The sequence below is a fragment of the Limimaricola sp. genome (assembly GCF_016125575.1).
Classification (GTDB): domain Bacteria; phylum Pseudomonadota; class Alphaproteobacteria; order Rhodobacterales; family Rhodobacteraceae; genus WGLM01.
The window spans coordinates 588,994-602,556 of the sequence record NZ_WGLM01000004.1; the positions used below are offsets into that span (position 1 = coordinate 588,994).

A 13,563-nucleotide genomic window follows, 5' to 3' on the forward strand; every position below is an offset into this window, starting at 1 on the left:
TCCCGGGCCATCGTCGGTCAGCTGGTCGCCTTCTTGAGCGCCCCTTGGGCGGACATCGCGAAGGCCTCGCTGGTCAGCGTTGCGCCCGACACGCCCGAGATCCGCAGGCTTTGGGCCTGGATCAGCTCTGACTCGAGAATCGGGAGGGCGTGGGTGTTGATGTACACGCTGGTACTGTAGTCGTTGGGGTAGCGCAGGATGTCGACCGACGAGATACTGCCGTTCCTGATGTTCAGTTTTACCTGAACGTAACCGTAGTACTGGTAGATCGACGGGCCGGTATAGCTGCCGTCACGAAGAGATCCGCTGGTGATGGCCTGCGCTGGCTGGGGCGCGGGAATCTGGGCCGGTGCCGGATTCCAATCCCACAGGAAACCTGCGGAAGCGGCGCTTGCGATGGTCGCCAACGCTGTTGCTGAGACGGCCAGCTTCAAGGTTCTGCTATTGATCTTCATCTTGCCTCCTCGGCTCTTCCGTGCGTGGAAGAGCCATGAACGATTGCGCGGCAAAGTCGTGCGCGGGCATGGCGTTATCGCCAAGTCGGCTTCTTTCTAACTGGTGATTCTGACGGGCAGCTTACGGGCCAAGTAGCATTCCCGTGAGGTGTGCGAGACCGGGGCCGCCGACCCTCGACCCGGTCGGACACAGGCGAGGCGCCCGGCGCATGGCAGACATGCACCGTCGGGCCTGACGCTGCGTAATTTGGATTGCCAGATAGATGCGCTAAGGAGAATGCCATGCTTGATACCATGACCAACCCCGTGACCGTCCGCTCCGAAGGGCTGCCCGACGAGATGCGCCTGTTGCTTGACGCCTACCCGCGCGACAGTTGGGGCGCCCATCCCGGTTTCCGCGAGAAGACCCGCCAATGGCTGGGTGCGCACCGGATGTTTCGTCAGATGGCCGATCGCATCGGCCGTGATGCCGAGGGCTATCTGGACGCGACGGTTGCGCCCGAGGATTACGCCGTGCGCCTGTCCCGTGTCGGTGGCGCGCTGGTTGGCAACCTGCATGGCCACCACGGCTGGGAGGATCACAGCTACTTTCCCGAACTGTCGGCTGCCGATCCGCGCTTTGACGCAGGTCTCGAGGTGCTGGAACAGGACCATGCCGATCTTGACCAGGTGCTGGACGTGTTCACCAGGACGGCCAACCGCGCGATCAAGCTGATCCAACTGGATGAAACCCAGGCCCGCGACGAGATTGGCCGGCTGCACGGTACGGCCGAAACCATCAAGGCGTTTCTCGCGCGGCACCTGACCGACGAGGAAGAGCTTGCCGTGCCGATCATCCTGCACCACCGTTTGCGCGGATGAGGAGGCAGCGATGATCAAGGCAGGTGACGATGCCTCGGTCCAAGAAGACCAGAGCGACGCCGCCAACCGCCGCGCACGGGGCGAATTCGTGCGCGGCGTCAGCGGCTTTCGCCATGCCATCGGCGATCGCGATTTCCCGGCAGAGCCCGGGCGCTATCATCTGTTCGTCGCGCTGAACTGCCCGTGGTGTCACCGCGTGACGCTGGCCCGTGGCATCCTTGGCCTGCGCGACAGCATCACGATGGACGTGGCCTTTCCCAACCGCACCGGCGAGGATGACCCGGCGGGCCCGAACCTGTGGGAATTCCGCCCCGATCGGGTGGCGACCCTTACCGGCGCGCCGCTGCCTGAATGCACAGCCGAGACTGGAACCGGCCAGCGATACCGGCTTGCCAAGCAAATCTACCGCGCCGAGGGATCCGAGGAACAATCGGTTCCGATCCTCTATGACAAGCAGTCCGGCCACATCGTCAACAACGAAAGCGCCGACATCCTGCGCATGTTGGATGCGAACGCAGAGGCGCTTGGCAGCAGTTTGACAGGCGGTGATCGGCCCGATCTTTATCCCGATATCGCCGACCTGCGCGCCGAGATCGACGGGCTGAACGAACTGATCTATACCGCCATCAACAACGGCGCCTACAAGGCGGGTTTCTCGGCGGACCAGTCCGTTTATGCCACCGCCTTCAACGCCTATTTCGAGGCACTGGCGCATCTGGAACACCGGCTCAGCGATGGCCGCCCGTTCCTGACCGGCCAGACTTTCACCGAAGCCGACCTGCGTCTATTCCCGACGCTCTACCGGCACGATCCGGTCTACTATGTCCGGATGAAGCTGAACGGTGCGCGCATTCTGGATTACCCGCATCTCTGGCGCTGGCTGTGCCGGGTTCACGCGCTGCCCGGCGTCGCCGAAAGCGGGTCTCTGATTCACTGCAGGCAAGGATATTTTGGCAGATCGTGGAACGGCGTCGTCCCGTTGGGACCGCTCAAGCCCATGCGCTATCCCCAAGCCTACGGACATCCCGAACTTGTCGACTAGATCAGTTGCCGCAGGTTCCGGACGAAAGGTCGCCGCTTCGGCTGGTGTTTGATCCCGAACATTGACCGCCTGTGAGGCGGCAAAGTGTCATCTGGTCTCCGCTACCACAGCTTTCCTTTTTCGGTCAGGAATCGTTGTGTCACAACCGCTTCCTGCCGCAGCATCAGCTGTTTGGCGCTGCGCATATGCTGGCGCATCACGTCGCGCGCCACCGTCGCATCGCCATCACGCAGCGCGGCCAGTAACTGCGACTGGTACGCGACGCCGCTGGCCCAGAGTTCGTGATTTGGCGGGTCGTAAAGCCTGCGCGTGACCGTGATCTCGCTCAGAATGTTGGCGGTGAACCGGATCAGGAAGCGCAAAAGCGGATTGCCCGACATCTCGGCCAGCACGGCGTGAAACCGCAGCGAGGCGACATGCTGATCCCGTTCTTCCTCGGCATTGGCCGCGGGTGCTTCATAACTGCTGATCACCGCCTCCAGCGCCTGAAGCTGCGCATCGCTCAGCTGACCTGCAAGGTTTGCGGCAAGCTCTGGTTCAAGCGCTTCACGGACCTGGTAGATGTCGTCGATGGTCAGCTTCTGGAAATAGAAGTAATTGCCCAGCAGCGCCGCTGCGCGCTCTTCGACGACCTCGTTGACGAAAACCCCGCCGCCCGGACCGGTGCGCGACCGAACAAGACCCTGCGCTTCGAGGATGCGGATCGCCTCGCGGATCGTGCCCTTGGCCATGCCGAAACGGGCGATCAGGCTCGCTTCGGACGGCAGCCGCTCGCCCGGCTGCCACCCTTCGGTCATCACCCAGTCCTTGATCGCCTCGGCCACCCGTTGAGGCCGCGACAACCGGGGCGCAGGCAGCGTTTCAGGGCGCAAGGGGGTGGTGGCAGGCGGCAAACTGGTCTCCATCAATGATGCGCAGAGGTGGCGTATCGCGCCTGCAAATCTCGGTTGCAGCCGGGCAGCGACTGGCAAAGGCGCAACCCGGCGGCGGGTTCAGCGGATCGGGCAATTCGCCCTCGGCCCCTTTCAGCAATGGTCGGCCAACGGCAGGCGCACTGTCGGCCAACAGCTTGGTATAGGGGTGGCGGGGCGATGCAAAGACCCGTTCCGCCGGACCGCTTTCCACCACGGTGCCGAAATAAAGCACCACGATGCGGTCGCTGACCGCCTCGACCACCGCCAGATCGTGGCTGATGAACAGGTAGGTCAGATCAAGTTGCGCCTTGAGATCGGCCAGCAGGTTCAGCACCTGCGCCTGCACCGAAACATCCAGCGCCGAAACGGGCTCGTCCAGCACCAGGATGCGGGGGGCGGCCGCCAACGCGCGGGCGATGCCGATGCGTTGGGCCTGCCCGCCGGAAAACTCGTGCGGGTAACGATCAAGGAATTCGGCCCGCAGGTTGACCGCATCCAGCAGTTCGGCGATGCGGGCCGCTCGCGCGGGCGCGTCCATCCGGTAGAGCAGCCGCAACGGCGCGTCGAGGATCTGGCGGATCGTCTGGCGCGGGTTCAGGCAGCCCGAGGGATCCTGGAACACATATTGGATCATCCGGCCGAAGACCGCCGGATCGGCCCGGTCCAGCGCGGTGCCGTCAATCTCGATGCTGCCGCCACTGGGCGGCATCAGCCCGACCAGCATCCGCGCCAACGTGGATTTGCCACACCCGCTTTCGCCGACGATGCCCAGCGTTTCGCCCTGTTCCACCGTAATCGAGGTCGGCCGCAGCGCGTGGACGAACCCGCGCGGGGCCCCCAGCAGGCGCCGCCCGACCGGGAAAGACTTGGACAGATCGCGCGTCTGCAACATCACGCTCATGCGCCCACCTCCGCTTCGGGGTGAATGCAGCGCACCTTGCGCAGGCTGCCTCTCAGCCCGATCTCGCCCTGCGCACAGTCCGGCGTGGCCCGGTCGCAGCGCGGGGCAAAGGCGCAGCCTTCGGGCAGCTGGTCGACCGCGGGGGGCAGGCCGGGGATGGCGGGCAGTTGCCGGCGTCCGCCGCCCAGTTCGGGCACGCAGGCGATCAGCCGGCGGGTATAGGGATGGGCCGGATCGGACAGAACCCGCTCTGTCGGCCCCTCCTCTACGATCCGGCCGGCATACATCACCGCCACCCGGTCACAAAGCTGGCCGACGATGCCGAAGTCATGGGTGATGAACACGATTGCCACGTTCTTGCGCCGCCGCAGGTCGTCAAGCAGGGCGAGCACCTGCGCCTGTACGGTGACATCCAGCGCCGTCGTGGGCTCGTCCGCGATGATCACCTCGGGCTCGTTGGCCAGCGCCATCGCGATGCCGATGCGCTGACGCATGCCCCCCGACAGCTCGTGCGGGTAGGCCGACAGCCGCGCGGCGGGGTTGGGAATACGCACATCGGCCAGCAGCTTCAGCGCCCGTTCGCGCGCCTCATGCGCCGAGATGCGATGATGCGAGGTGATCGCCTCGGTCAGCTGGTCGCCCACGCGGTAAAGCGGGTGCAACGTCGATAGCGGATCCTGGAACACATAGGCCACCTTGTTGCCACGCAGCGCGCGCAGCCGGGCATAGGGCGCGCCGATCAGGTCCTCGTCCGCCAGCCGCACGGCGCCGCCGGTGATCACGCCAGGGGGCGAGGCGACAAGGCCCATCACGCTGAGCGCCGTCACCGACTTGCCAGAGCCGCTTTCGCCGATCAGGCCGACGCATTCGCCGGGGGCGATCGACAGGCTGACGCCATTGACGGCGCGATAGACGCGGCGGCCGACGTGGAATTGCGCCTCCAGATCGTCGATCTGCAGCAGGCCACTGCCCTGTGCTTCGGGCACGTTGCGCCGGGCGACGCGGGTGGCGGCCATCGGCCGGGTCAGCGCGCCGGATTTCAGCCGGGGATCAAGCGCGTCACGCACCCCGTCACCCAGCAGGTTGATGCTCATCACGATCAGAAAGATCATCACGCCCGGCACGACCGATGTGTGGGGCGCGGAAATCATCGCCGCGCGCGCCTCTCCCAGCATCGAGCCGAGGTCGGCCTGCGGCGGTTGCGAACCAAGACCGAGGAAGCTGAGGCCCGCGGTTTCAAGGATCATCCAGCCGATGGTGGTAGACATCGCTATGACGATCACCGGCAGGACGTTGGGCAGAAGCTCGGTCAGGACAATCCGCACATGCCCCTTGCCGGAGAGCCGCGCCGCGTCGATGAAATCGCGGCTGGCAAGGCCCACCGTGATGCCGCGGATGTTGCGCGCGAAAAAGGGTACGTTGACGGCCGCCACCGCGATCAGCGCGTTCATCAAGCCCGGGCCGAGAGCGGCAACAATCGCCAGCGCCAGCAGGATGTAGGGAAACGCCATCAGCATGTCGACAAAGCGCATGATCGCATTGTCGATCCGCCCGCCGGCATAGCCGGCGATAATGCCGACTGCCGAGCCGATCAGCCCGGCCGCGACCGCGGCGGCAAAGCCCACCGCCAGGCTCAGCCGCGTGCCCCACAAGAGCCGCGACAGCAGGTCGCGGCCCAACGCATCGGTGCCCAGAAGGTGGCCGGGCGACAGCGGCCGCAAGAACCTGTCGCCCATCGCCGTGACATCGGGGTTTTGCAGCGGCAGAACCGGCGTCAATAGCACCAGCGCCACGATGATCGCCAGCACGACACCGCCGATGCCGGCCAGTCGGTTGCGGAACAGCAGGGCAAAAAACACCCTCATGTCTTGATCCGCGGGTCAAGCAGGCTTTGCGCGACGTCGACTGCGATGTTGAACAGCACGTAGCAGGCGGCGACAAAGACCACGCCCCCCTGCACCAGCACGATATCGCGCTTCAGGATCGCGTCGACCAGCATTCGCCCGATGCCGGGCCACTGGAACACCGTTTCGATATAGACCGCGCCCGACAGCACGAAACCGGCCTGGATGCCCAGCACCGGAATGACCGAGACCATCGCGGCGCGCAGGGCATGGCCCCAGATCACCCGGCGTTCATGCACGCCCTTGGCGCGCGCGGTGCGGATGTAGTCCTGCCGCAGCACCTCCAGCATCGCACCGCGGGTCAGCCGCGCGATCACCCCGGTGGCAACGGCGGCGAGGGCCGTGGCGGGCATGATCAGGTGGCGTAACAGGTCCATCAGGTCGCCACCGCCATAGATCGCATACATGCCCGAAACCGGCAGCCAGCGCAGATCCACCGCGAACAGAAGGATCATCATCATGCCAAGAAAGAACGCCGGCACCGAGATGCCGATCAGCACCACAAAGGTGATCGCCTTGTCGGCAAACCCGTATTGCCGCGCGGCCGAGACGACGCCCGCGAGAATGCCGAAGACCGCACACAGGATGAAAGAAGCTCCCGCCAGAACGAGCGTGGCGCTGAAACGCTCCAGCACCTCGTCCAGCACCGGACGGTTAAGCGCGTAGGACCGGCCCAGATCCCCGTGCAGCAGGTGCCACAGCCACAGCAGGTAACGCTGCCACAGCGGCCCCTCCAGCCCCAGTTCGCGGTTCAGACGCGCCACGTTGTCGGGCGTGGCATATGAGCCAAGGATGGCCGCGGCCGGATCGCCGGGGATCATCGCCATGATCAGGAACACGATCACGGTAATCCCCAGCAGCACCGGCACGGCCGAGATCAGTCGGCGCAGGATATAACGCCCCATTGCACCGCCCTTTCAGGTTGGGCGCGCGACCGGTCGGCGCGCGCCCTGCTGCCCGTCAGCTTTTCACGACGCCTTGCAATTGCAAGAAGAACGACGGCTCCAGCGAGAAGTTGCTGACCTTGTCGTTGGTCACCGCGTTCTGCTTCCAGTTGGCGACGAAGACCCACGGCGCGTCGTCATGCACGATCTGCTGCATCTGCTTGTAAAGCGTGGCGCGCTCGGCCTGATCGGTCGAGGTCCGCGCAGCGTCGAGCAGTTTGTCGACCTCGGGGTTCGAATAGTAGCCCGAGTTGAAGCCGCCCTTGTCGGGCCAGGCGGCGGTACGCAGGGCAAGGTAGGGCAAGGTATCTGGGTCGTTGGTCATCCAGGCCATTTCGGCCATGTCGGCCTTGCCCTCCAGCCCCGGGTTCACCTTGCCAAGGAAGGTGTTCCACTCGAAGGTCTCGATCTTCACCTTGAAGCCCACCGCCGCAAGGTCTGCCTGGATCGCGGTACCCATCGCCACCGGATCGAGCATGCCCGAGCCGCCTTGCGTGACGTAGAAGGTGATCTCGGGCGCTTCCTGCCCCGCTTCCTTCAGCAGCGCGCGCGCCTTGTCGGGATCGTAGGGATAGGGCTGCAGTGACTTGTCATAGGCCCACGCAAAGGCGGGCGGCGTCGGCCCTGCGGCGACCACGGCGGTGCCTTCAAGCACATCGTTGCAAATCGCCTCCTTGTTGATGGCAAAGTTGGCAGCCTGGCGCACGCGCTTGTCGGCAAATGGGCCCTCCTTGCAGTCGAGGATCAGGAACCACAGGTGCGGACCCGCCTGTTCGACCACGTCGAACTGCGGCGGCGTGAACTGTGCCAGCGAGGTTGGCGGCACCTCGACCATCAGGTCGATGCCACCGGCCAGCATTTCGGCCACGCGCGTGTTGGCGTCGGTGATTGGGCGGAAGATGACAGCCTGCGTCGCGGCTTTGTCGCCCCAATATGCGTCGTTGCGTTCGATGATGACGCTTTCGTTCGACTTCCAGGACTTGAACTTGAACGGCCCGGTGCCGACCGGGTTACGGCCAAAGTCCTTGCCATCCTTGGCCACCGCAGTGGGCGAGACCAGCAGGCCGGTCGGATAGGCGAGGTTGGACAGGAACGGCGCATAAGGCGCGTTGAGCTTGAAGTGGACGGTCTGCGGATCGACCACGGTCGTCTCGGTCACGGCCGAGAAGAAGAACGACAACGGGAACGGGCCGGTGTCATGGTAGGGGTGCGTATCGACCAGCATCCGGTCGAAGTTGAACTTGACGGCGTCCGCGTCAAACGGCGTGCCGTCGTGGAACTTGACGCCCGACCGCAGCTTGAAGGTGTATTCGGTGCCGTCCTCGCTGATCGTCCAGCTTTCCGCCAAGGCGGGTTCGACTTCCAGCGTGCCGTGCTTGTAGCGCACCAGCCCCTCGTAAAGGTTCACCAGAATCCGGAAATCGTTCACGGCCGTGTCGGCGGCCGGGTCAAGCGATTGCGGCTCTGCCACCTGGCCCACGACCAGAACACCGGGTGGAGTTTCGGCCCAAGCGATCGCCGGGCTCAGGGCGGTGGTGGCCAGCAGGCTCGCCGACAGGCGGCCAAAGGCACGGCGGGTTAGGATGGGTGAAGACATGAGCACAGACTCCCCGAATGGCGTTGCATGATGAGTCTAATTGATCATGATAATTTTTCCTGGTCAAAATATTTATGATAAATTGGAAGCAAGGGAACGGAGACTGCCTATGACCTACTCGATTCTTGCGCGCGATGCGGAAACAGGCGCCCTTGGTGGTGCGGCGGCGACCGGCAGCCTTTGTGTCGGCGGTTGGGTTTTGCGCGGGGATTCGGTTTGCGGGCTGTCAGCCTCGCAAGGTGCCGCACCATCGACGTTTTGGGGCGAGGACGTTCTGGCGGCCATGCGCGAGGGCGAGGAACCGGCCGCGGCTGTCGCGCGGATCACCGGCGCCGACCGTGGCCGCGACTGGCGACAGCTCTCTGCACTGGATCGGCAGGGGCGGACGGCCGCCTTCACCGGTGACAGCAACACGCGTTGGCGCGGTTCCGTCATTGACCGAGACCTTGTCGTGGCCGGAAACCTGCTTGTCGGTCCAGAGGTTCTGGAGGCTGTCCTTGAAGGATACCGCTCTGCCACCGGCGGGTTCGCCGAACGGCTCATCGCCGCGCTGGCGGCAGGAGAAACCGTCGGCGGCGACAGCCGAGGGCTGCAATCGGCGGCCCTGCTGGTGGTATCGGACGACGCGCCGCCCCTGACGCTGCGGGTCGATTGGGCCGAAGCGCCCGTCCAGAGCCTGCAAGCGCTGTATCAGCGTACCCGCGACCCGTCATACGCCACATGGCTGCCGACGGTGCCGACGCGTGCAGACCGCGAGCGCGGTCATGGCTGATATTGACCCGGGCCGCGAAGCAGCACGGCGGCTTGACCGCATCGCCCAGGCCTCCGAGGCCGGCGCTGGCGTCACAAGGTTACCCTTCACCGCGCAACATCGCGCCGCGGTCGAGCTTATTTCAACCTGGATGCAGGATGCCGGGCTTGCGGTGCGCATGGACGCCGCAGGAACGCTGATCGGGCGACAGGAAGGACCGGACGGCGCTGCAACGCTGCTGATGGGGTCGCATCAGGACAGTGTGCGCAATGGCGGTGCGTTCGACGGGATCATGGGCGTCATCTTGCCTCTTCTGGCGCTTGAGAGTTTGCGGGATATGGGCGTTTCGTTGCCCTTCGCCGTCGAGGTTCTGGCCTTTGCCGATGAAGAAGGCGTGCGCTTTCCAACCGCCTTGATGGGGCCGCGAACGCTGGCGGGCACCTTTGATATGTCGGCGCTTGACCTGCGCGATGCCAACGGCACCTCGCTGGGACAAGCGATGCGTGAATATGGCCTTGATCCCACGGACCTGCCCGGCCTGCGACGCGACCCGCGCACGCTGTTGGGGTATGTCGAGACACATATCGAACAGGGCCCCGTTCTGCAGCACGAGGGCCTGCCCGTGGGCATCGTCACCGCGATTTGCGGGATCGAGCGCCACATCGTGACCTTGACCGGCCAGGCGGCACATGCAGGAACCACGCCGATGTCGTTGCGCCGCGATGCGCTGGCGGGGGCCGCCGAACTGGTGCTCGCGGTGGAAAGCCACGCCGCTGGCGTGCCGGGTCTGCTGGCCACGGTTGGCCAACTATCGATCGAACCGAACGTGGTGAACGCCGTACCGGGGCGGACATCTTTGACGATCGAAGTGCGCGCGCCGGACGACGGGACAAGAGAAGCGGCGGGGCGCGAGATCACAGCCATGGCGCGGGATATCGCGACCCGCCGTCAGCTGGCCGTGGTGTCTGAACGCACCTACGCCCAGCCGGCAACGCGCTGCGATCCCGACCTGAGTGATCGACTGGAAAAGGCAGCCCGCCGTGCCGTCGGACAGACCGTGCGGCTGGCCTCGGGCGCGACACATGACGCCTCGGCGATGGCCGATCTCTGTCCGGTCGCGATGCTTTTCGTCGCCTGCCGCGATGGCGTCAGCCACAACCCCCGTGAACACGCCAGTGCCAGCGCGATGGGGCAAGCGGTGTTGGTGTTGAAAGAGTTCCTGCGCCAGACTGCTGCCGACCTGAGCTCGTAAAGTTGCTTGTCAGGTCGTGGCAATTCCCACGCCGGCTCATGCTGGCATTCAGATTGTGCTGGCGTGGACACGTTTGCCACTCACGGCTGGTGAACTGCGATCCCTGATCGGAACGTGTCATCCCCCGGCGCTTTGGTTTGCGTCGCCAGACAGCAGCCAGCAGCGCCTGTAACGCCAAATCAGTTGGCCGAACCGCCGCCGTTCCGACGACGGTTCCCTCAGGCGCGCCCGCAGGTCAGCATCCTCCGATCGCGTTGGTGGGTGCCGATCCACACGGGCATCAATCCCCGCCAAAACACAAGCCTTCCGCTGCCAGTATGCCACCGAAAAGTTGGAGGCTCGGGGCAGATACTACAACGAGGAACCGCCAGGCGGCGCGATCGGACTGAACGTCCCGATCGCCATGCACTTTCCCGATGACGCAGCCAGCCCGTCATCATGATCAAAGCCGGAAAACTCCAAGATCCGGCTGTCCAAGCTTGGGGAGCAGAGCAAGGTCGGGGCGGACTCTAACTCAAACTGGCGGAGGAATGGGGCTCAGGTCATGGAGTTACGCCAACGCCCCGCCCGCTGCACGGAACGCGGCCGGGGTGCGCCCGGTCCAGCGGCGGAAGGCGCGTACGAAGGAGGAAGCCTCGGAGAAGCCGACAAGATAGGCGGTCTCGTTCACCGACACCTTGCGTGCGGCGAGGTAGTCTGCGGCCATCCGGCAGCGCAGTTCGTCGAACACCTCGGCAAAGGTCACGCCCTCCGCCTTCAGCCGGCGATAGAGCGTCTGCCGGCTCATCCCCATCGCCGCTGCCACCGCTTCGACCGTCACCTCGCCCTTGTGCAGGATCGGCAAGAGATAGGCCTCGATCCGCCCGCGCAGGCTATCGGCCAGGACGAGTTCTGCCATCAGCGCGTCGGCCCGCTCCGCGAAAAGGCCGAAGACATAGCCGCTGTGCGCGTCGAACTCCTGGGTGAGCCAGTCCGGCGCGATCAGAAGCGCGTTGCGCCCGGCTGCGAAAGTGACCGGGCAACGCAGGACCTCGCCATAGGTGGCGGCATGGCCGGGCGCCGGGTGGGTGACCTCGATCTTCAGCGCGAAGGGCCGCTCGGGAAACTCGTGACGAAACTCGCTCTCGAACCGGGCGAAGCTCGACTCGGTCAGCTCAGGAAAGCTGTTCGGGTCGGGTCGGTTGTCGACAATCCAGACCCCTTCCGGCCCCGGCTCGACCGTGAAACGTTCGCCGTCCATCACGTCGACCTCGACCATCAGGCGGGCATACCGATTGAGCTGGACGAGGCTCTCGGCCATGTTCGGGCAGGTGTGGACGATCAGACCCACCACCGACATATCCTCGATCCGCGTGTCGATCGCGTGGTGGAGCATCAGGGCCGGGTCGTCGGTCAGCCGCTTGGCCGTCGCGATCAGCGCCTTGTAGAGCGCGAGCGGGATGCGCGCGTCCTGGTCCTCGAGATCGGCGGCGGTGAGCCCGACGCTGCGCGTGAGCGCCGTCGCATCGGCGCCCCTATGGGCGACGTAGTCGACGACCGAGCGGACAAGGCCTGCCGCCACGGTGGGTGTCTTCATCGGATCCTCGCGCGTTTGACGCCAGCCTAGCACCCGTTGGTACGATCGGCCAACGCTTTGGAACGCGCGGTCATGGGGCGGGTGGGGCATCCGGCCTATCCCTTGGGCATCGAAACGCCAAGGCGCCCCGGCGCTCAACAGGAGATGAACGATGAGAGATCTGAAACGCTTCGGCGCCGCGGCTGCCCTGCTTTGCGCGCTGACCTATGTCTACGGCTTTGCCCTGATGCTGACCGTGCTGGCCCCCTCCGGGATCGGTGCCGAGCATGCCGACCCGGCGACGACCGTCACCTTCTTCGCCGCCCACCACGGGCTGGTCAGCTCTTGGTACTTGGCGATTTACGTCGTCAACGGCCTCGCGCTCGCCGTGCTCGCGGTGGCGATGTGGGACCGGTTCCGCCCCTACCTGCCGGGGCTCGCCCAGGTGGCGCTGACCATCGGCGCGCTATGGGCCACGCTGGTCGTGGGCGCCGGCATGGTCGCCAATGTCGGCCTTGCCGCGGTGGTCGACATCCATGCCGCTGACCCGGTCGAGGCCGCCCGGCTCTGGCGCGTGGTCGAGATGGTCGAGAACGGCCTTGGTGGCGGCAACGAGATCGCCGGCGGCATCTGGGCGATGCTGATCGGGGTGGCGGTGCTCAAGACCGGGCTGATGTCGCGCGCATTCGGCTGGGTCAGCCTCGCGATCGGCGCGGCCGGGTTGTCGACGGTCCTGCCGGCGCTCGCACCGGTGACCGGGGCGGTGTTCGGGCTCGGCTACATCGCCTGGTTCGCCTGGGCCGGCGTGGCCCTCCTGCGCCCAGTCGACTGATCTGCCATTCTACCCGGGCCCGGTGCTGTCCTTGCACCGGGCCCATCAGAGGGGTTGAAAGACAAAGCCTCCTGCCTGAGTTTCAGGAACTGATCGCGTTTGTCGACTATGAGGAATATGCGGTCCTCCTCGATGCAGCTAATGATCCCGATGCCGCGGAACTCGCTGAATTCCTTCGACAACGTATTCGCCATGTTCTCGGATGAAGCGGCACGACAAGGTCCGCGTCAGCTTCGAAATAGCTGGAAATCAGGTGCAGCGCCGGAAGCGCCACCCGAAAACCCTATCGCGCCAAATGCCAAACAGAGACTCGCGCCATTTCTGGCAGCTATTTCGTCTGCAACTTCAAGTCTCTAGGGGGCAGAACGCCTCGCATGTCGCGGAAATCGCGCCACAATCCACAAGGCGTAAAATCGTTTAATATCAATGTGTTATGTGGTGGCGGAGACGAAGGGATTCGAACCCTCGATACCGTTTCCGGTATGCACCCTTAGCAGGGGTGTGCCTTCGACCACTCGGCCACGTCTCCGTCGATCCGTTTAGCGGCAGGGCGGG

The 13,563-nt window shown here is 64.9% G+C and carries 12 protein-coding genes, 1 tRNA gene and 1 pseudogene; 5 read left to right on the plus strand and 9 right to left on the minus strand.

Translation table 11 applies throughout. From position 1 onward, the window contains the following. Window positions 1-17: 17 nt before the first annotated feature. Complete coding sequence (locus tag GC146_RS09855; RefSeq protein ID WP_291837533.1) at window positions 18-455, minus strand: FMN-binding protein; 438 nt, start codon at window positions 453-455, stop codon at window positions 18-20. 282 nt (window positions 456-737) lie between these two features. On the opposite strand from GC146_RS09855, the gene GC146_RS09860 reads away from it, so the two are divergent. Both GC146_RS09860 and GC146_RS09865 read left to right on the plus strand, forming a co-directional pair. Further along, window positions 738-1,316: a hemerythrin domain-containing protein gene (locus tag GC146_RS09860; RefSeq protein ID WP_291837536.1), complete on the plus strand. Its 579-nt coding sequence runs from the start codon at window positions 738-740 to the stop codon at window positions 1,314-1,316. A 10-nt stretch (window positions 1,317-1,326) separates the two neighbouring features. Further along, window positions 1,327-2,358, plus strand: coding sequence for a glutathione S-transferase C-terminal domain-containing protein (locus tag GC146_RS09865; protein WP_291837539.1), 1,032 nt, complete (start codon window positions 1,327-1,329; stop codon window positions 2,356-2,358). A gap of 101 nt (window positions 2,359-2,459) precedes the next feature. Here GC146_RS09865 and GC146_RS09870 read toward each other — a convergent pair whose 3' ends face one another. The 5 genes from GC146_RS09870 to GC146_RS09890 are packed head-to-tail and all read right to left on the minus strand — an operon-like array spanning window position 2,460 to window position 8,618. Beyond that, window positions 2,460-3,263: an FCD domain-containing protein gene (locus tag GC146_RS09870; protein WP_291837543.1), complete on the minus strand. Its 804-nt coding sequence runs from the start codon at window positions 3,261-3,263 to the stop codon at window positions 2,460-2,462. Next, window positions 3,220-4,173 (minus strand): oligopeptide/dipeptide ABC transporter ATP-binding protein, encoded by a 954-nt coding sequence (locus GC146_RS09875; RefSeq protein WP_291837546.1) that lies wholly within the window; start codon window positions 4,171-4,173, stop codon window positions 3,220-3,222. The genes GC146_RS09870 and GC146_RS09875 overlap by 44 nt, the downstream gene beginning before the upstream one ends. Then, a complete protein-coding gene (locus tag GC146_RS09880) occupies window positions 4,170-6,038 on the minus strand; it encodes a dipeptide/oligopeptide/nickel ABC transporter permease/ATP-binding protein (protein WP_291837549.1) in 1,869 nt (622 codons plus the stop codon). The genes GC146_RS09875 and GC146_RS09880 overlap by 4 nt, the downstream gene beginning before the upstream one ends. Beyond that, window positions 6,035-6,982 carry an ABC transporter permease gene (locus tag GC146_RS09885; protein ID WP_291837553.1) on the minus strand — a complete coding sequence of 316 codons (948 nt, stop codon included), beginning with the start codon at window positions 6,980-6,982 and terminating at the stop codon, window positions 6,035-6,037. The genes GC146_RS09880 and GC146_RS09885 overlap by 4 nt, the downstream gene beginning before the upstream one ends. A 55-nt stretch (window positions 6,983-7,037) precedes the next feature. After that, complete coding sequence (locus tag GC146_RS09890; protein ID WP_291837556.1) at window positions 7,038-8,618, minus strand: ABC transporter substrate-binding protein; 1,581 nt, start codon at window positions 8,616-8,618, stop codon at window positions 7,038-7,040. 109 nt (window positions 8,619-8,727) lie between these two features. Between GC146_RS09890 and GC146_RS09895 the strand changes: the two genes are divergently transcribed. Together GC146_RS09895 and GC146_RS09900 are read left to right on the plus strand one after the other, a co-directional pair. Then, window positions 8,728-9,390 carry a DUF1028 domain-containing protein gene (locus GC146_RS09895; protein ID WP_291837559.1) on the plus strand — a complete coding sequence of 221 codons (663 nt, stop codon included), beginning with the start codon at window positions 8,728-8,730 and terminating at the stop codon, window positions 9,388-9,390. Further along, window positions 9,383-10,621: a M20 family metallo-hydrolase gene (locus GC146_RS09900; protein ID WP_291837562.1), complete on the plus strand. Its 1,239-nt coding sequence runs from the start codon at window positions 9,383-9,385 to the stop codon at window positions 10,619-10,621. Before GC146_RS09895 ends, GC146_RS09900 begins: the two co-directional genes overlap by 8 nt. 13 nt (window positions 10,622-10,634) lie before the next feature. Here GC146_RS09900 and GC146_RS09905 read toward each other — a convergent pair. Both GC146_RS09905 and GC146_RS09910 read right to left on the minus strand, forming a co-directional pair. Beyond that, window positions 10,635-10,805 (minus strand): annotated as a pseudogene (locus GC146_RS09905) (DDE-type integrase/transposase/recombinase); the annotation flags it as partial. A gap of 366 nt (window positions 10,806-11,171) precedes the next feature. After that, window positions 11,172-12,197, minus strand: coding sequence for an AraC family transcriptional regulator (locus GC146_RS09910; protein ID WP_291837565.1), 1,026 nt, complete (start codon window positions 12,195-12,197; stop codon window positions 11,172-11,174). Between the two features lie 151 nt (window positions 12,198-12,348). On the opposite strand from GC146_RS09910, the gene GC146_RS09915 reads away from it, so the two are divergent. Next, a complete protein-coding gene (locus GC146_RS09915) occupies window positions 12,349-13,008 on the plus strand; it encodes a DUF4386 family protein (protein WP_291837569.1) in 660 nt (219 codons plus the stop codon). 439 nt (window positions 13,009-13,447) lie between these two features. Here the strand turns inward: GC146_RS09915 and GC146_RS09920 are convergent. Beyond that, window positions 13,448-13,537, minus strand: a tRNA-Ser gene (locus GC146_RS09920). Between the last annotated feature and the right edge of the window lie 26 nt (window positions 13,538-13,563).